Below are 18,172 nucleotides of genomic sequence, written 5' to 3' on the forward strand. Positions count from 1 at the left end.
GCCTAAGGGGTTCATGCCCCGAAGGGAACGTGATGTACACGTCACCCCCTCCGTCGATCGAACACATGAGCGACCCTGAGCTACCCTGAGCTTCGCCGGGGAGCTGCGCAACCGCTCTACAAGGCCTCGGTACCCTCTGAGCGGTACTCCGCCACATCTCAGAATTCAGCGAGGAGCGAACTGCGTGACCGCCGACACGTCCGTGCCGTCCACCGCACTGCTGACCGGGGCCGATCCGGGCGGCAACTACACCGCGCGGCACCTGCTGGTTCTGGAGGGGCTGGAGGCGGTACGCAAACGCCCCGGCATGTATATCGGCTCCACCGACAGCCGCGGCCTGATGCACTGCCTCTGGGAGATCATCGACAACGCGGTCGACGAGGCCCTCGGGGGGTACTGCGACCGCATCGAGGTGCTGCTGCACGCGGACGGCTCGGTCGAGGTGCGGGACAACGGTCGGGGCATCCCGGTCGACGTGGAGCCCAAGACGGGGCTCTCCGGGGTCGAGGTGGTGATGACCAAGCTGCACGCCGGCGGAAAGTTCGGCGGCGGCTCCTACGCGGCCTCCGGCGGTCTGCACGGTGTGGGCGCCTCGGTGGTCAACGCGCTCTCCTCGCGCCTGGACGTGGAGGTGGACCGGAACTCCAGGACCCACGGGATCAGCTTCCGGCGCGGTACGCCGGGGATCTTCACCGAGTCGGGCCCGGACGCGCCCTTCGAGCCGACGGGCGGCCTGCGCGCCGCCCGGAAGATCCCCAAGTCCAGGACGGGTACCCGGGTCCGGTACTGGGCCGACCGGCAGATCTTCCTCAAGGACGCCAGGCTCTCCCTGGACACGCTCTACGCCCGGGCCCGGCAGACGGCGTTCCTGGTGCCCGGGCTGACCATCTCGGTGAGCGACGAGCGGGGCATCGACGGGGCCGAGCACTCCACCGAGGTGTTCAGGTACGACGGCGGCATCAGCGAGTTCTGCGAGTACCTGGCGAGCGACCGCCCGGTGTGCGACGTGTTGCGGCTGCGGGGTCAGGGCGCGTTCAAGGAGACGGTGCCGGTCCTGGACGAGCGGGGGCACATGATCCCCACCGAGGTGCGCCGGCAGCTGGACGTGGATGTCGCGATGCGCTGGGGCACGGGCTACGAGAGCACGGTGCGCTCCTTTGTGAACATCATCGCGACGCCGAAGGGCGGCACCCATATCGCCGGCTTCGAGCGGGCGCTGCGCGGCACCGTGAACGAGGTGCTGCGGTCCGCCAAGCTGCTGCGGGTGGCCGAGGACGACGTGGCCAAGGACGACGTCCTTGAGGGCCTCACGGCGGTGGTCACGGTCCGGCTGGCGGAGCCGCAGTTCGAGGGGCAGACCAAGGAGGTCCTCGGTACCTCGGCGGCCACCAGGATCGTCGCGCAGGTGGTGTCCAAGGAGCTGAAGTCCTTCCTGACGTCCACCAAGCGGGATGACAAGCAGCAGTCCAGGGCGGTGCTGGAGAAGGTCGTGGCGGCGGCCAGGACGCGGATCGCCGCCCGTCAGCACAAGGAGGCGCAGCGGCGGAAGACGGCGCTTGAGTCCTCCTCGCTGCCGGCCAAGCTGGCGGACTGCCGCAGTGACGAGGTGGAGCGCAGCGAGCTGTTCATCGTCGAGGGCGACAGCGCGCTGGGCACGGCCAAGCTGGCGCGGAACAGCGAGTTCCAGGCGCTGCTGCCGATCCGGGGCAAGATCCTGAACGTGCAGAAGTCGTCGGTCGCCGACATGCTCAAGAACGCCGAGTGCGGAGCCATCATCCAGGTGATAGGAGCCGGGTCGGGCCGGACCTTCGACATCGACCAGGCGCGTTACGGGCGGGTGATCTTCCTCGCCGACGCGGATGTGGACGGCGCGCACATCCGCTGTCTGCTGCTCACGCTCTTCCAGCGGTACATGCGTCCGATGGTGGAGCAGGGGCGCGTCTTCTCGGCTGTTCCGCCGCTGCACCGGATCGAGTTGAGCAACCCCAAGCGGGGGCAGGACAAGTACCACTACACCTACTCGGACAACGAACTGCGGCAGACGCTGCTGGACTTCGAGCGGCGGAACGTTCGCCACAAGGAATCCATCCAGCGGTACAAGGGGCTGGGCGAGATGGACGCCGACCAGCTCGCGGAGACCACGATGGATCCCCGCAAGCGGACGTTGCGCCGGATCAACATCGGCGATCTGGAGGCGGCGGAGGAGGCGTTCAGCCTGCTGATGGGCAACGAGGTGGCGCCGCGACGGGAGTTCATCGCGTCGTCCGCGGCTACGCTGGACCGCTCCCGCATCGACACCTGAGGCGGCCCTGGCGGCGTTCGCGCCGCCAGGCGGTCGTCAGATCCCTGAAGGCTGCACGCAATTTAATTGCGCAATTTGCGTTAGCCTTGCGGATATGACGCGACGACTTGCCCAGGTAGCGCAGAAGGTGGGAGTGAGTGAGGCCACGGTCAGCCGGGTCCTCAACGGGAAGCCGGGGGTCTCCGAGGCCACCCGGCAGGCCGTCCTCACCGCGCTCGACGTGCTCGGGTACGAACGCCCCACCCAACTGCGCGGCGAACGCGGCCGTTTGGTCGGTCTGATACTGCCCGAGCTCCAGAACCCGATCTTTCCGGCCTTCGCCGAGGTCCTCGGCGGGGTGCTGGCCCAGCGTGGCCTGGTGCCCGTGCTGTGCACCCAGACCCCGGGCGGTATCCAGGAGACCGACTACGTCGATCTGCTGCTGCAGCAGCAGGTTTCCGGCGTGGTGTTCGCCGGTGGGCACTACGCGCAGGAGGACGCGTCGCACGACCACTACCGGCTGCTCGCGGAGCGCAGGCTGCCGGTGGTGTTGATCAACGCGTCGGTGCCGGGGCTCGGTTTTCCCCGGGTCTCCTGTGACGACTCGGTGGCCGTGGAGCAGGCGTGGCGGCATCTGGTCTCGCTGGGGCACGAGCGGATCGGCCTCGTGCTCGGCCCCGCCGATCACATTCCCTCGCAGCGCAAGCTCGCCGCGGCGCGGGCCGCGGCTGAGGCCGGGGGCGGGGAGCTGTCCGACGAGCTGGTCGCTCGTGCCATGTACACGCTGGAAGGTGGCCAGGCCGCGACGGCCACGTTGTTGGAGCGCGGTGCCACCGGGGTGATCTGTGCCAGCGACGTGATAGCGCTCGGCGCGATCCGGGCGGCGCGGCGCCGCGGGCTCTCGGTGCCGGAGGACTTCTCCGTGGTGGGATTCGACGACTCCGCCCTGATGACCTGCACCAATCCTCCGCTCAGCACGGTGCGTCAGCCCATCGAGGCGATGGGCCGTGCGGCGGTCGAGGTGTTGGTCGCGCAGTTCGGCGGACGGGACGTCGGGCGCGACGAGTTGCTGTTCGAGCCCGAGCTGGTGGTGCGGGAGTCGACGGGGCAGGCGCCCGGGCGAGGTCGCGGTTAGCAGTCGATATTTTGCAAGTGATGCGCAGGATATTGCGCGACGCTGCCATCGGTGGTTGAGTGTGCGGCACTTCACGACCGTGCCCACGAAGGGGTCACCCGATGACACGTCGCGCATTCCGGCGTACCCGCCGCTGTCTGGCCACCACCGCTGTCCTGGCCCTCACGTTGGCCGCCTGCTCCTCGGACGACGACGGCGGCGATGACGACGGCAAGGTCACGCTGCACATCAACGGGCAGCCGCCGAACACCGATGAGCGGGAACTGCGGGTGTTCCTCGCCGAGATCGAGGCGTTCGAGGCGGAACACACCGACATCGACATCGTCCCCCACGAGGGCTTCATGGAGCCCGAGACGTTCAACACCCGGGTCGCGGGCGGCAACCTGGAAGACGTCTTCTATGTCTACTTCACCGACCCGGCCGGCATCATCGAGCAGGGCTACGCGGCCGATATCACGGACTATCTGGCGGACTACCCCAACCTTGACCAGATACGACCCGAGTTGCACGAGGCGTTCCAGGACGAGGCGGGGCGGCAGTACGGCGTCCCGACCGCCAACTACTCCATGGGTCTGCTGTACAACCGCGACCTCTTCGAGCAGGCCGGGCTCGACCCGAACAGCCCTCCCGCCACCTGGGAGGAGGTCCGCACCGCCTCCGCGGCGATCGCCGAACTCGGCGGCGGCGTGACGGGCTACGGCGAGTGCGCCACCGAGAACACCGGTGGCTGGCACCTGACCACCGAGATCTACTCCACCGGCGGCCTGGTGGCCGAGCCGGACGGCGACGGCTGGCGGGCCGCGTTCAACACCCCCGAGACCCTGGCCCTGTTGGAGAACCTCAGCGCCATGCGCTGGGAGGACCAGTCGATGGGCAGCGACCAGATGCGCTCCTGTGAGGACGTGATGGTCCAGATGGGCGCCGGCCAGCTCGGCATGTACGTGGCCGCCCCCGACAACCTGCCGACCCTGGTGCGCCAGTACGACGGCACCTACGAGAACCTCGGCCTGGCCCCGATACCCGACGGCGGCGGCACGCTGCTCGGCGGCGAGGGCTACATGATCAACGCCGGCGCGTCCGATGAGCAGATCGAGGCGGCCCTCACCTGGCTCCAGTGGCGCTTCGTGAACCCGGACGAGATCGAGCGGCGGATCGAGGAGAGCGCGGCTGACGAGCTGCCGGTCGGGCTGCCGATGCCGCCCACCCCTGACATCTGGGTCGAGGGCGAGATCCGCGACAACGTCGAGGCGCTCAAGGAGCAGTACGCCAACGTGCCCGTGGAGCATGTGCAGCCCTTCATGGAGGGCGCCCCCTCGATCGAGGGACGGATCGAGCCGCCGAACGCCCAGGAGGTCTACGCGACCCTGGACAACGTGATGCAGGGCGTGTTGACCAACGAGGGTTCCGATATCCAGTCGCTCCTCGACGACGCGGAGAGCCAGGTCAACCGGATCTACGGCGCCTCCTGAGATGGCCTCTCCCGAGACCAGGCGGCGACTGGGCGAGAACGTCACCGCCTATGGATTCCTGTGCGCCGCTCTCGTGGTCTTCTCGCTCTTCGCCTGGTACCCGGCCATTCGCAACATCATCCTGAGCTTTCAGGAAGTCAACTTCGTTCGCGGATCGAGCTGGGTCGGGTTTGACAACTTCAGCTATATCTTCGATGACCCGTTGTTCGCGACGGCCTGGCGTAACAGCGCGATATTCACGCTCTACGCCCTGGTGCTCGGCTTCGGCGTTCCCTTTGTGACCGCCCTGCTGATCAACGAGTTCCGGCACGCGAGGGCCTACTTCCGGGTCCTGGTCTATCTGCCGGTGATGTTGCCGCCGGTGGTCGTCGCGCTGATGTGGCGATGGTTCTACCAGCCGGACGGGGGCCTGATCAACGAGATCCTGGGCACGGTCGGGCTCCCCACCTCGGACTGGACGAACTCCTCCAGTACCGCCCTGATCTCGTTGGTCATCGTCTCCACCTGGGCCAATATGGGCACGGCGACGCTGATCTACCTGGCCGCCCTACAGACCATTCCCGGCGAGCTGTACGAAGCCGCGGAACTGGAGGGCGCCGGTATCTGGCGGCGTATCTGGCATGTGACCATTCCGCAGACCAGGTTCGTCATCCTGATGCTGCTGCTGCTCCAGGTCGTGGCCACCATGCAGGTATTCACGGAACCGTTCGTGATGACCGGTGGCGGGCCGCAGGACTCGACCGTCACGGTCATGCTGCTGATCTATCGCTACGCCTTCGTCTACAACAACTTCGGCGCCGCCAGCGCCATGAGTCTGCTCCTGCTGCTGGTGCTCGCCGTGTTCTCCGCCGCCTATCTGCGGGTCACCCGCAGCCAGCAGACCTGAGGGAGGCTCAGTTGCGCACGCTGGTACGCCCCGCCGTACTCAAGACGACTCGCGGCCGACTGGTCTACTGGTCCCTGTTCGCCATCGCGATCATCCTGTTCACCGTGGCCTTCATCATCCCGCTCTACTGGATGGTGACCGGTGGTCTCAAAAGCTCTCCCGAACTGGCTCGGAACCCACCGACCTACATTCCCGAGGAATTCCATCCGAGCAACTACTCGGACACCTGGAACCGTCTGGAACTGGCACGCTACTTCGGTAACACCGTCGTGCTGATCGGTGGCGCGTGGCTGCTCGGGCTCGCGATCCAGCTCCCGGCCGCCTACGCGCTGTCGAAACTCCGCCCGAGGTTCGGGAAGATCGTGCTCGGCATGATGCTGGTCACCCTGATGGTGCCGGCCACCGCCCTGCTGATCCCCACCTATCTCACGGTCACCGACGTGCCCGTTCTCGGGCTCAACCTCATCAACAACCCGGCGGCCGTATGGCTACCCGCAGCCGCCAACGCGTTCAACATCTATGTGCTGAAGAACTTCTTCGACCAGATACCGGACGAGCTGCTCGATGCCGCGCGGATCGACGGTGCTGGTGCGTTCACCACCATGTGGCGCATCATTCTGCCGCTGTCCAGGCCCATCATCGCCGTTGTGTCGATCCTGTCCATCAGCGCTCTGTGGCGTGACTTCCTCTGGCCGATGGTGGTGCTGCCCGATCCGGCGAAGCAGCCCATCACCGTCTATCTGCAACGGATCGCGGACACGACATCGCTCAACATGCTGATCGCCGGAATGGTATTGGCCAGCATTCCACTGGTGGTGGTTTTCCTGATCTTCCAGCGCCATATTCTCGCCGGCCTCACGGCGGGCAGCCTCAAGGGCTGATCACCCGAAAGGAAAACTCCGTGCCGCACAACCCTCCCGCGTGGTGGCGCTCCGCCGCCATCTACCAGGTGTACATCCGCAGTTTCGCCGACGGGAACGGCGACGGCACCGGCGACCTCGCCGGGGTCAGGGCCCGCCTGCCGTATCTCGCCGAACTCGGCGTCGAGGCGCTGTGGTTCACCCCCTGGTACGTCTCGCCGCTGGCCGACGGCGGCTATGACGTCGCGGACTATCGCGCCATCGACCCGGCGTTCGGCACCCTGGCGGAGGCTGAGAAGCTGATCGCCGAGGCGCGTCAGCAGGGCTTGCGCACCATCGTCGACGTGGTCCCCAACCACATCTCCGCCGAACACGCGTGGTTCAAGGCCGCCTTGGCCGCGCCCCCCGGCAGCCCGGAGCGGGAGTTGTTCCACTTCCGCCCCGGGCGCGGGGCGGACGGTGCCGAGCCGCCCAACGCGTGGCGTTCGGAGTTCGGCGGCCCCGCCTGGTCGCGCAGCACCGACCCCGACGGCAGCCCGGGGGAGTGGTACCTGCACCTCTTCGCGCCCGGGCAGCCGGATCTCAACTGGGCCCATCCGCAGGTCAGGCAGGAGCACGAGGAGATCCTCCGCTTCTGGTTCGACCGAGGCGCGGCCGGCGTCCGGATCGACTCCGCCGCGCTGCTGGCCAAGGACCCCGAACTGCCGGACTTCGACCCGGAACGCGACCCCCACCCCTATGTGGACCGCGACGAGCTGCACGACATCTACCGGGCCTGGCGGGCCATCGCCGACGAGTACGAGGGCGTGCTGATCGGCGAGCTGTGGCTCCCCGACGTGGAGCGGTTCGCCCGCTATCTGCGCTCCGACGAGCTGCACACCGCCTTCAACTTCGACTTCCTCAGCTGCCCCTGGGAGCCGGAGCGGCTGCGCGCCTCCATCGACGGCACGCTCGCCTCGCACTCCGGGGTCGGCGCCCCGGCGACCTGGGTGCTGGCCAACCACGACATCACCAGGACCGCCACGCGCTACGGCCGCGAGGAGACCGGCTTCGCCTTTGTGGCCAAGCGGTTCGGCACCCCGACCGACTTCGAACTCGGCACCCGCCGGGCGCGCGCCGCAGCGCTGTTGACGCTGGCCCTGCCGGGGGCCGTCTACCTCTACCAGGGCGAGGAGTTGGGCCTGCCGGAGGCGGACATCCCACGGGACCGCATCAACGACCCGATGCACGCCAGGTCCGGCGGCATCGACCCGGGCCGGGACGGCTGCCGGGTGCCGCTGCCCTGGTCGGGGGAGTCCGCGCCCTACGGCTTCGGCGGCGCGGACACCTGGCTGCCGCAGCCGGACGACTGGGCCGACCACACGGCCGAGGCCCAGGAGAAGGACCCCGGGTCCATGCTCTGGCTCTACCGCACGGGCCTGCGGCTGCGCCGCGCCTGGCCCGCCTCCACCGGGGACCTGACCTGGTTGGACTCCCCCTCGGGCGCGCTGGTCTTCGCGCGGGAGCACGGCCTGGTCTGCGCGGTCAACCTGGCGCCCGAGCCGTTGGCGCTGCCTCCCCACACACACGTGCTGCTGCGCAGCGGCCCGCTGGACGAAGCGGGTCTGCTGCCGCAGGACACGGCGGTCTGGCTGCGGGTCTGAACACCTCCGGCGGCCGGACCGCCAACACCCCCACCACCCCTTAGGAAGGGACTCTCATGAGCGCACCCCACCCATCGCGCAAGCGGTGGCGCGCCGCCGGCGCGGCCTCGGCCGGCGCCATCCTGTTGGGCACCGTCGGCTTCACCGCGACGGCCGACGCGGGCGAAGCCCCCCGGCCCGCGGCCGACGCCGCGCCGCTGGCCGGCGCCGAACTCCCCTTCGTCACCCAGGAGGCGGAGGACGCCGAGCACGACGGGTCCGTGATCGGGCCCGACGTCACCCAGGGGACCGTCGCCTCCGAGGCGTCGGGCCGCAGCGCCGTCGAGCTCGCCGCGGGACAGTCCGTCACCTTCACCCTCACCGAGGCGGCCAACGCGACCACCGTCGTCTACAACGTCCCCGAGGGCGGCCAGGGCTCGTTGACCGTCGAGGTCAACGGGCAGCCGGTCGAGGAGTCCATCCCGCTCAGCGACCGGTTCCAGTACTTCGACGCACCCTGGATAGCGGGCTCGACCACGCATCACTTCTTCACCCACGAGCGGCTGCCGCTCGGCCAGGACCTGGCGGCTGGGGACACCGTCTCCTTCGTGGCCAGCGGCCAGGTCACCCTGGACAGCGCCGACTTCGAGCAGGTGGCCGCGCCCGCCGAGGCGCCGGCCGGGGCCCTGGACGTGACGGATCTTGGAGCCGACCCCACCGGCGCGTCCGACTCCAGCCAGGCGTTCGTCGAGGCCGTCGCGCAGGGCAGGGGCGGCACGGTGTGGATCCCGCCGGGCACCTACCAGGTGAACCAGCCGCTCTATGTGGAGGACGTCACCCTCCAGGGGGCGGGCTCCTGGCACTCGGTGGTGCACAGCTCCCGCTTCGTCAACCAGGGCGAGAGCCCCGGCAACGTGCACATCAGCGACTTCGCCGTGATCGGCGATGTCACCGAGCGGGTGGACAGCAACCCGGACAACTTCGTCAACGGCAGCCTTGGCCCGGACTCCTCGGTCTCCGGGATGTGGCTCCAGCACCTCAAGGTCGGCCTGTGGATGACGGGCAACAACGACGACCTGGTGGTCGAGCGGAACCGCATCGTCGACATGGCCGCCGACGGGCTCAACCTCAACGGCAGCGCCAACGACGTCCAGGTGCGGGACAACTACCTGCGCAACACGGGTGACGACGCGCTGGCGATGTGGTCGCTGCCCCAGGCCAACAGCGGCGCCAGCTTCGACAGCAACACCGTGATCCAGCCCAACCTGGCCAACGGCATCGCCATCTACGGCGGCGAGGACATCCAGGTCACCAACAACTACGTCCGTGACACCAACGCGCTGGGCAGCGGCATCGCGATCTCCAACCAGGCGTTCATGGAGCCGTTCTTCCCGCTGGCCGGCACCATCACGGTGGACGGCAACACGCTGGTGAGCGCTGGGGCGCTCAACCCCAACTGGGACCACCCGATGTCCGCACTGCGGGTCGACGCCTACAACCACGCGATCGAGGCCGACATCAACATCACCGACACCACGGTCCTCGACAGCCCGTGGAGCGCCTTCCAGTTCGTCTCGGGCGGCGGCACCGGACTGGCCACCAACCGGGTGACCATCGACGGAGCCGAGGTGGACGGCGTGGGCACCGTGGTGGTCCAGGCGGAGACCACGGGCGAGGTCACCGTGCAGAACGTCACGGCGACCGGCGTCGGCGTGGCGGGTGTCTACAACTGCCCGTTCCCGACCGGCAACGCACCGTTGACGATCAACGACGGCGGTGGCAACACCGGTCTTGACACCGAGTGGGACGACTGCGAGACCTGGCCCCAGCCCGAGTAACCGGCAGGGACCGCGTTTCACCTCCCTCGTGGCCGGCGCCCCGACAGCACCTCCCCGGTCTGTCGGGGCGCCTCCCCGGGTGGATCACCTAGGGTGGCGGGCGCAGACGCTGGAGACGGACGTGAAGGGAGGGGAGCCGTGGCCGCTGGTCGCGTCCCCGTGGTGGTCCTCGCCGGATTCCTCGGAGCCGGCAAGACGACGCTGCTCAACCATCTGCTGACCAACGCCCAGGGCGTCAGGATCGGGGCCGTGGTCAACGACTTCGGCAGCGTGCCGGTGGACGCCATGACGGTCGCCGGGCAGGTGGACTCCATGATCTCCTTCGGCAACGGCTGCCTCTGCTGCGCCGTGGACACCGAGGAGCTGGACCAGGCGCTGGCCAGGCTCGCCGATCCGGCGCTCGCCATCGACCTGATCGTGGTGGAGGCCAGCGGCCTGGCCGAACCCCCGGCGCTGGTGCGGATGGTGCTCGCCAGCGAGGACCGACGGATCCTCTACGGCGGCCTGGTGCAGCTGATCGACGCCGTGGAGCACGACGCGCTCCGCGCGCGGCAGCCCGCCACCGACCGCTACACGGGCCTCGCCGATCTGGTGGTGCTCAACAAGACGGACCTGGTCGACGCGGCAACGGGCGAACGGCTCCTGGCCGAGCTGCGCGAACGGTCCTGCGGGGCGCCCGTGGTGGCCACCACCCATGGCCGCCTGGACCCGGGGCTGCTGCTGGACGGAGCGCCGGCGAGGCGGACGGACGCGGACGGGCCCAGGCAGCTCTCCTTCGCCGACCTGCTGGCCGACGACGCGGGGCACGAAGGGCATGGGCACCCGCACAGCGGGTTCAGCAGCGTCAGCTTCCACGCCCGACGCCCGCTGGATCCCGGCCGGTTGCTGGACTTCCTGGACGCCAGGCGGCCGGGGCTCTACCGGATCAAGGGCTTCGTCCAGCTGGGCGCCGAGCGCTACACCCTGCATGTGGTGGGCCGCTTTCTGCGGCTCTTCCCCGACCCGCCGCCGGCGGCCGGGCCCGACACCACCGGCCTGGTGCTGATCGGCACCGGCCTCGACGCCGCCGCGCTCCGCGCCGAGCTGGCCGGCTGCGTCACGGCGGAGCCGGACGGGACGGCGGACCGGACGGCGGACGGGACGGCGAGCGGAGACGCGGACCGGGACGCCCGGTGGCGGGTCGCGCGCTATGTCGAACGCCCCGAGGAGCCGGCCGTCTTCGAGGAGCCGGCCGTCTTCGAGGAACCGGCCGTCTTCGGGGAGCCCGCCGTCGGCTGAGCCGACGGCGGGCCCGCGCCCCCGGAGTCCGCCTCAGCCCAGCGGCCCGGCGACCGTGTCCACCGCCTTGGCCAGGGGGACGCCCGAGCCGTCGCGGCGCGGATCGGGCTCAGGCAGCTCCACCGGGGCGCCCGCCTTGGTGGCCGCGCGGGCCGGGGAAGCGCCCGCCCAGGCGAAGACCAGCCGCTCCTCGCCCTTGAGGAACCGCTGACAGCGCACCCCGCCGGTGGCCCGGCCCTTGCGCGGGTACTGGTCGAACGGCGTCACCTTCGCCGAGCGCAGCGAGTCGTCCAGCGTGCCCGAGCCGCTGGCCACCGTGAACACCAGGGCGTCCCGCGCCGGATCGACCACCGTGAAGGAGAGCACCCTGGCTCCCTGGCCCAGCTTCACGCCGGCCATCCCGCCGGCCTGCCGCCCCTGCGGTCTGACCTGGGCGGCCGGATAGCGCAGCAGCTGCGCCTCGTCCGTGATGAAGACCAGATCCTCCTCACCCGTGCGCAGCTCCGCCGCGCCGACGACGCGGTCGCCCTCGCGGAGCGCGATGACCTCCAACTCCTCCTTGTTGGCCGGGTAGTCGGGCACCACGCGTTTCACCACGCCGGCCTCCGTGCCGATGGCAAGCCCCGGCGACGACTCGTCCAGCGAGGTCAGACAGACCACCCGCTCGTCCGCGCCGAGCGAGACGAACTCCGACACCTGGGCGCCGCCGGCCAGGCTGGGCGCCGAGGCGGCGGGGGGCAGCGCCGGCAGATCCACCACGGAGATCCGCAGCAGCCGCCCGGCCGAGGTGACCGCGCCGATCTCGCCCCTGATGGTGGAGTGCGCGGCGGAGACGATCACATCGTGCTTGCCGCGCTTGGGCGCCTCCTCAAGCGAGGCGTGCCCGTCGGCGGTGCGGGCCAGCAGCCCCGTGGAGGAGAGCAACACCCGGCAGGGATCGTCGGAGACCTCAAGGGGGAGCACCTCGACCGGTGTGCCCTCGGCCTCGACCAGCTCGGTGCGGCGCGGGGTGCCGAACTTCTTGGCGACCTCGGCCAGCTCGCCGGAGACCAGCTTCCGCAGCTCGGCGTCCGAGTCGAGGATGCGGGTCAGCTCCTCGATCTCCCCGGTCAGCCGATCCCGTTCGGTTTCCAGCTCCAGCCGGTCGAACTTGGTCAGCCGGCGCAGCGGGGTGTCCAGGATGTACTGCGTCTGGATCTCCGAAAGACCGAAGCGGCCGATCAGGGCCTCCTTGGCCTGGGCCGCGTTCTCGCTGGAGCGGATCAGCCGGATCACCTCGTCGATGTCCAGCAGCGCCACCAGCAGGCCCTCGACCAGGTGCAGCCGGTCCCGCCGCTTGGTGCGCCGGAACTCGCTGCGCCGCCTGACCACCTCGAAACGGTGGTCGACATAGACCTGGAGCAGCTCGCGCAGGCCCATCGTCAACGGCTGGCCGTCCACCAGGGCCACGTTGTTGATGCCGAAGGTCTCCTCCATGGGCGTCAGCTTGAAGAGCTGCGCCAGGACGGCCTCGGGGTTGAAGCCGTTCTTCACCTCGATGACCAGGCGGAGGCCGTTCTCCCGGTCCGTCAGGTCCTTGACGTCGGCGATGCCCTGGAGCTTCTTGGCGTTGACCAGGTCCTTGATCTTGGCGATCACCTTCTCCGGGCCGACGGCGAAGGGGAGTTCGGTGACGACCAGGCCCCGGCGGCGGGCCGAGACCTTCTCCACCGCGACCGTGGCGCGCATCCGGAACGTGCCACGGCCCGTGCGGTAGGCGTCCCTGATGCCGTCCAGGCCGACGATCCGACCGCCCGTCGGCAGGTCGGGCCCGGGGACGAGCCGGGTCAGCGCCTCCAGATCCGCGTTCGGATACCGGATCAGATGGCGGGCCGCGGCGATCACCTCGACGAGGTTGTGCGGCGGCATGTTGGTCGCCATCCCCACCGCGATGCCGCTGGAGCCGTTCACCAGCAGGTTGGGGTAGGCGGCGGGGAGCGCGGCCGGCTCCTGCTCGCTTCCGTCGTAGTTGGCCGCGAAGTCAACCGTGTCCTCGTCGATCGAGGCCACCATCAGACTGGCGGCCGGCGCCGACTTGCACTCCGTGTACCGCATGGCGGCGGGTGGGTCGTCGTTCCCCAGCGAACCGAAGTTCCCATGGCCGTCGACCAGGGGCAGCCGCATCGAGAAGGACTGGGCCATCCGGACGAGCGCGTCGTAGATCGCGGAGTCCCCGTGCGGGTGGAGCTTGCCCATCACCTCGCCGACCACCCGGGCGCACTTCACATAGGACCGGTCGGGACGCAGCCCCATGTCGTGCATCTGGTAGAGGATGCGGCGCTGTACCGGCTTGAGCCCGTCCCGCGCGTCGGGCAGGGCGCGCGAGTAGATCACCGAGTACGCGTACTCCAGGAAGGAGCCCCGCATCTCATCGACCACATCGATGTCGAGGATGCGTTCCTCGAACTCCTCAGGAGGCGGGGCTTGCTTGCTGCGGCGGGCCATCGCGGCAGGGCTCCTTCGTACAGGCGGGCGGGTTGCTGGCGACCATTGTGGACCGCCCCGCTGACAACCGGGAACTTCGCACGCCCTGGCTCACCTTGCATAAGGTGACAGGCATCTCTACCGACCGAGCGAAGGGACCTCATGTCCATGGGCCACACGGCCAGCCCGCAGGATACCGTTGGTGGGCTCACCGCGACCGAGCACAGACTCGCCAACGGATTGCGGGTGGTGCTCTCAGAGGACCATCTCACGCCGGTCGCCGCCGTCTGCATCTGGTATGACGTCGGTTCCCGGCACGAGGTGCCCGGGCGCACCGGACTGGCGCACCTTTTCGAGCACCTGATGTTCCAGGGATCGGAACAAGTCAAGGGCAACGGCCACTTCGAGCTGGTGCAGGGGGCCGGCGGCTCGCTCAACGGCACCACCAGTTTCGAGCGCACCAACTACTTCGAGACGATGCCGGCCCACCAGCTGGAGCTGGCCCTGTGGCTGGAAGCCGACCGGATGGGCACCCTGCTCAGCGCGCTGGACGACGAGTCCATGGAGAACCAGCGCGACGTGGTCAAGAACGAGCGCAGGCAGCGCTACGACAACGTCCCCTACGGCACCGCCTTCGAGCGGCTGACCGCGATGGTCTTCCCCGAGGGGCACCCCTACCACCACACCCCGATCGGCTCGATGGCCGATCTGGACGCGGCCACCCTGGAGGACGCCAGGGAGTTCTTCCGCACCTACTACGCGCCGAACAACGCGGTCATCTCGGTGGTCGGGGACATCGACCCGGAGCAGACCCTGGCCTGGTTGGAGCGGTACTTCGGCTCGATCCCGAGCCACGACGGCAAGCGCCCGCCGCGCGACGGCTCGTTGCCCGAGGTGATCGGGGCGGAGCTGCGCGAGGAGCTCCACGAGGACGTGCCGGCCCGCGCCCTGATGGCCGTCTACCGGCTGCCCCACGACGGCACCAGGGAGGCCGACGCGGCCGACCTGGCGCTCACCGCGCTCGGCGGCGGGGAGTCCTCCCGGCTCTACAACCGGCTGGTGCGCCACGACCGCACCGCGGTCTCGGCCGGCTTCGGCATGCTGCGGCTGGCCGGCGCGCCCTCGTTGGGCTGGCTGGACGTCAAGACCTCGGGTGACGCGGGGATCGCCGAGATCGAGGCGGCCGTCGAGGAGGAGCTGACCCGCTTCGCCGAGGAGGGGCCGAGCCCCGAGGAGATGGAGCGCGCCCAGGCCCAGTTGGAGCGGGAGTGGCTGGACCGGCTGGCCACGGTCGGCAGCCGCGCCGACGAACTGTGCAAGTACGCCGTCCTGTTCGGTGACGCCACCCTGGCGCTGACCGCCGTGCGGCGGATCCTGGAGATCACCCCCGAGGAGGTCCGCGCGGTGGCGGCGGCCCGACTGCGCTCGGACAACCGGGGGGTGTTGGTGTACGAGCCGACGCCCACAGCGGACGAGGAGCAGGCGACGGAGACCGAGGGGGAGCAGAAGTGACCGAGCCCAACCCGAAGATGACGCTGCACGCGCAGCCCACCGCAGGACAGGCCAAGCCGTGGGCGTTCCCCGCGCCCGAGCGCGGCACGCTGCCCAACGGGCTGACCGTGCTGCGCAGTCACCGTCCGGGGCAGCAGGTGATCGCCGTCGAGATCAACCTGACGGCGCCGCTGGACGCGGAGCCCGACGGCCTGGAGGGCGTGGCGACGATCATGGCCCGGGGCCTGTCCGAGGGCACCGACCGGCACACGGCCGAGGAGTTCGCCGCCGAGCTGGAGCGCTGCGGCGCCACCCTGGACGCCTACGCCGACCACGTCGGCGTCCGCGTCTCCCTTGAGGTGCCGGCTTCCCGCCTCGACGGCGCGCTCCGGCTGGTGGCGGACGCGCTGCGCGCCCCCGCCTTCCCCGAGCACGAGATCGAGCGGCTGGTCGCCAACCGGCTGGACGAGATCCCGCACGAGCTGGCCAACCCGGCCAGGCGGGCGGCGATGACGCTGAGCGCCACGCTCTTCGCCGCGAGCTCCCGGCTCTCCCGCCCTCGCCAGGGCACCGCCGAGAGCGTGCGGGGCATCGGTGCCAAGGACGTGCGCGACTTCTACGCCGCGCACATCCGCCCGGCCGGCGCCACCGCCGTGGTGGTCGGCGATCTCACCGGCATCGACCTGGACGCGGTGCTGGAGGCGACCCTGGGCGTCTGGCAGGGCGCGCCGGCCGCGTCCGTCCGCTGGGCGCCGGCGCAGGTGTGGGAGGAGTCCCGCGTGGTGATCGTCCACCGCCCCGACGCGGTCCAGACGCAGGTGCTGATCGGCCGGATCGGCCCGGACCGGCACGACCCGGTGTGGCCGGCCCACCGGTTGGGCGTCTACTGCCTCGGCGGCACCATCACCTCCCGGCTCGACCGGGTGCTGCGCGAGGAGAAGGGCTACACCTACGGGATCAGGGCGTCCACCCATGTGCTGCGCTCCAGCGCCCGGGGGGACGGCATCTCCCTGCTGGGCATCAGGGGTTCGGTGGCCACCGAGGTCACGGGCCCGGCGCTGGCCGACCTGTGGCAGGTGCTGCGCACCCTGGCCGCCGAGGGGCTGACCGACGAGGAGCGGGACACGGCGGTCCAGTTCCTCGTCGGCGTCGCTCCGTTGAGCTTCGAGACGGCGTCGGCCGTGGCCGGCGCGCTGGCCGACCAGGTGGAGGAGGAACTGCCGGACGACTACCAGGCCAAGCTCTACGCCCGGCTCGCCGACACCGGCACGGTGGAGGCGACGGCGGCGGTGGTGCGGGCCTTCCCGCCGGACGGTCTGGTGACGGTGTTGGTCGGCGACGCCAAGCAGATCGCCGACCCGGTGCGGGAGCTGGGCATCGGCGAGGTCGAGGTGCTCACCGACTAGTACTCGTACGGACCGATACCGACGGGCGACGACCAGTCGGTGCGCGGCGCGGCAGGGGACCGGAACGGCCACCGGTCCCCTTCGCTTTTTCGGATAAACGACCGAAAGGCGGTCGCTCGGCAGGGGCCCTATCGGCATTCCCGGGGTTTTGCCATACAGTTCGTGGGAGTGACCCGGTAGTAATGCGACAGGGCAACGCCGGCTATGTCTGTGGGGGTTGTTTATGCGCATCTCCGCGCACACCGTATGCACGGCGATCCGTGACGACATCGTGGGCGGAGTGCTGCCGCCGGGGGCGAGGTTGGCCGAGGAGCAGCTGGCGCAGCGCTATGGCGTCTCCCGGGTCCCCGTCCGCGAGGCGCTGCGGACGTTGGAGTCCGAGGGCTTCGTGGTGTCCAGGCGCCATGCCGGCGCCTGTGTCGCCCAGTTGGGAGACCGCGAGGCCGCGGATCTGCTGGACGTGCGGGCGCTGGTGGAGCCGCTGGGCGCCGCCCGCGCGGCCCAACGCCGCACGGAGGCGCACCTCAAGGTGCTCAGGGGCCTGGTCAGGCTCGGTCGGCAGCGGGCCGGGCAGGGGCAGGAGGCGGATCTGCGTTCGCTTGGCGACTGGTTCCACGAGACGGTCGCGCAGGCCACGTGCAGCCCCGGACTCACCGATCTGCTGGTGCAGTTGCGCCGCAAGGTCACCTGGCTCTACACGGCCGAACCGCTGTCCAGGGCCGTCGGGCTCTGGCAGGAGCGCGGCGCCCTGGTGGACGCCATCGCGCGGGGGGACGCGGAGCGGGCCAGATCCCTTTCGGCCGCCCAGCTGGAGCGGACGAGGCCGGCCCGCCGACAGTTCCACGGCGAGGTCGTGAGAGACCGGAAACCTTCCGTAAACACGGTGCGCGGTCAGATTTAACAGCGACCGTATACACAGGAGGGTGACGGTCCTCGAAAAGCGCCGCGAGAATGTTCGGCGCCCATTTCACCGACCGAAAGCTGACCGGCTGCTGACGGAAAGCTTTCCGAAAGCTGCCCGAAAGCAGAAATCCGATCCGCCTGTTTATCCGGGACGTTTCCTCATACCGTTTCCGGCAGCTCGTCGAGCCCCTCGGCGACGAGCCGGGCCAGCCGCTCCAGGGCCGCCTCCGCCGCCTGGGCCTCCTCGGCCGGCGACGCCAGCACGATCTCCTCGCCGCCCTGCGCGCCGAGGCTGAGGACGGCGAGCATCGAGGCGGCGTTCACCGGCGCCCCGCCCGCCCTGGCGACGGTCACCGGCACACCGGTGGCGGTGGCGGCCCGCACGAAGATCGACGCGGGCCTGGCGTGGAGCCCCTCGGCCCAACCGATGGTGACGCGGCGCTCGACCATGTGTGTGTCCTCCGGGAGATGGGTGGCTGGACCGGATGGTCGCGCGGTGGCGCCGAGCCGCCCGTTGCGACCATGCCAACCGTACGCTGA

The 18,172-nt window shown here is 69.9% G+C and carries 13 protein-coding genes; 11 read left to right on the forward strand and 2 right to left on the reverse strand.

The features are described 5' to 3' along the window. The first annotated feature begins 184 nt into the window (after window positions 1–184). The 8 genes from K4G22_RS24905 (at window position 185) to K4G22_RS24940 (ending at window position 11,369) form a co-directional block, all read left to right on the forward strand. Entirely contained in the window at window positions 185–2,302 is a 2,118-nt protein-coding gene (locus K4G22_RS24905; RefSeq protein ID WP_228082572.1) for a DNA gyrase/topoisomerase IV subunit B, read from the forward strand. Window positions 2,303–2,396: 94 nt separating this feature from the next. After that, window positions 2,397–3,416 (forward strand): LacI family DNA-binding transcriptional regulator, encoded by a 1,020-nt coding sequence (locus K4G22_RS24910; RefSeq protein WP_228082573.1) that lies wholly within the window; start codon window positions 2,397–2,399, stop codon window positions 3,414–3,416. A gap of 101 nt (window positions 3,417–3,517) precedes the next feature. Continuing rightward, window positions 3,518–4,885, forward strand: a complete 1,368-nt coding sequence (locus K4G22_RS24915; protein ID WP_228082574.1) for an ABC transporter substrate-binding protein — start codon at window positions 3,518–3,520, stop codon at window positions 4,883–4,885. A gap of 1 nt (window position 4,886) precedes the next feature. After that, window positions 4,887–5,771, forward strand: coding sequence for a carbohydrate ABC transporter permease (locus tag K4G22_RS24920; RefSeq protein ID WP_228082575.1), 885 nt, complete (start codon window positions 4,887–4,889; stop codon window positions 5,769–5,771). Continuing rightward, a complete protein-coding gene (locus K4G22_RS24925; protein ID WP_425336810.1) occupies window positions 5,768–6,652 on the forward strand; it encodes a carbohydrate ABC transporter permease in 885 nt (294 codons plus the stop codon). The genes K4G22_RS24920 and K4G22_RS24925 overlap by 4 nt, the downstream gene beginning before the upstream one ends. A 20-nt stretch (window positions 6,653–6,672) precedes the next feature. Continuing rightward, a complete protein-coding gene (locus tag K4G22_RS24930) occupies window positions 6,673–8,274 on the forward strand; it encodes a glycoside hydrolase family 13 protein (RefSeq protein ID WP_228082577.1) in 1,602 nt (533 codons plus the stop codon). A 56-nt stretch (window positions 8,275–8,330) separates the two neighbouring features. After that, window positions 8,331–10,091, forward strand: coding sequence for a glycosyl hydrolase family 28-related protein (locus K4G22_RS24935; protein ID WP_228082578.1), 1,761 nt, complete (start codon window positions 8,331–8,333; stop codon window positions 10,089–10,091). Between the two features lie 138 nt (window positions 10,092–10,229). Beyond that, on the forward strand, window positions 10,230–11,369 hold the full coding sequence (locus tag K4G22_RS24940) for a CobW family GTP-binding protein (protein WP_228082579.1): 1,140 nt from the start codon (window positions 10,230–10,232) through the stop codon (window positions 11,367–11,369). Between the two features lie 33 nt (window positions 11,370–11,402). On the opposite strand, the gene K4G22_RS24945 is transcribed toward K4G22_RS24940, so the two are convergent. Beyond that, window positions 11,403–13,853, reverse strand: coding sequence for a DNA gyrase/topoisomerase IV subunit A (locus K4G22_RS24945; protein WP_228082580.1), 2,451 nt, complete (start codon window positions 13,851–13,853; stop codon window positions 11,403–11,405). A 147-nt stretch (window positions 13,854–14,000) separates the two neighbouring features. On the opposite strand from K4G22_RS24945, the gene K4G22_RS24950 reads away from it, so the two are divergent. The 3 genes from K4G22_RS24950 to K4G22_RS24960 all read left to right on the forward strand — a co-directional run bounded on the left by K4G22_RS24950 (window position 14,001) and on the right by K4G22_RS24960 (window position 17,630). After that, the gene (locus K4G22_RS24950) at window positions 14,001–15,344 is read left to right on the forward strand and encodes a M16 family metallopeptidase (protein ID WP_228084223.1); all 1,344 of its coding nucleotides are present in this window, start codon (window positions 14,001–14,003) and stop codon (window positions 15,342–15,344) included. Between the two features lie 17 nt (window positions 15,345–15,361). After that, entirely contained in the window at window positions 15,362–16,729 is a 1,368-nt protein-coding gene (locus K4G22_RS24955) for a M16 family metallopeptidase (protein ID WP_228084224.1), read from the forward strand. 223 nt (window positions 16,730–16,952) lie between these two features. After that, complete coding sequence (locus K4G22_RS24960; protein WP_228082581.1) at window positions 16,953–17,630, forward strand: GntR family transcriptional regulator; 678 nt, start codon at window positions 16,953–16,955, stop codon at window positions 17,628–17,630. A 161-nt stretch (window positions 17,631–17,791) separates the two neighbouring features. On the opposite strand, the gene K4G22_RS24965 is transcribed toward K4G22_RS24960, so the two are convergent. Beyond that, a complete protein-coding gene (locus K4G22_RS24965; RefSeq protein ID WP_228082582.1) occupies window positions 17,792–18,082 on the reverse strand; it encodes an HPr family phosphocarrier protein in 291 nt (96 codons plus the stop codon). Window positions 18,083–18,172: the final 90 nt, after the last annotated feature.

Origin of the sequence: Streptomyces profundus (genome assembly GCF_020740535.1) — a bacterium.
Lineage (GTDB): Bacteria > Actinomycetota > Actinomycetes > Streptomycetales > Streptomycetaceae > Streptomyces > Streptomyces profundus.

Bases quoted from the DNA above. Each gene is read 5' to 3' on its own strand.
- K4G22_RS24920 (WP_228082575.1), top strand. From the start codon at position 4,887: ATGGCCTCTCCCGAGACCAGGCGGCGACTGGGCGAGAACGTCACCGCC.
- K4G22_RS24960 (WP_228082581.1), top strand. From the start codon at position 16,953: ATGCGCATCTCCGCGCACACCGTATGCACGGCGATCCGTGACGACATC.
- K4G22_RS24915 (WP_228082574.1), top strand. From the start codon at position 3,518: ATGACACGTCGCGCATTCCGGCGTACCCGCCGCTGTCTGGCCACCACC.
- K4G22_RS24955 (WP_228084224.1), top strand. From the start codon at position 15,362: ATGACGCTGCACGCGCAGCCCACCGCAGGACAGGCCAAGCCGTGGGCG.
- K4G22_RS24965 (WP_228082582.1), bottom strand. From the start codon at position 18,082: ATGGTCGAGCGCCGCGTCACCATCGGTTGGGCCGAGGGGCTCCACGCC.
- K4G22_RS24950 (WP_228084223.1), top strand. From the start codon at position 14,001: ATGGGCCACACGGCCAGCCCGCAGGATACCGTTGGTGGGCTCACCGCG.
- K4G22_RS24945 (WP_228082580.1), bottom strand. From the start codon at position 13,853: ATGGCCCGCCGCAGCAAGCAAGCCCCGCCTCCTGAGGAGTTCGAGGAA.
- K4G22_RS24935 (WP_228082578.1), top strand. From the start codon at position 8,331: ATGAGCGCACCCCACCCATCGCGCAAGCGGTGGCGCGCCGCCGGCGCG.
- K4G22_RS24910 (WP_228082573.1), top strand. From the start codon at position 2,397: ATGACGCGACGACTTGCCCAGGTAGCGCAGAAGGTGGGAGTGAGTGAG.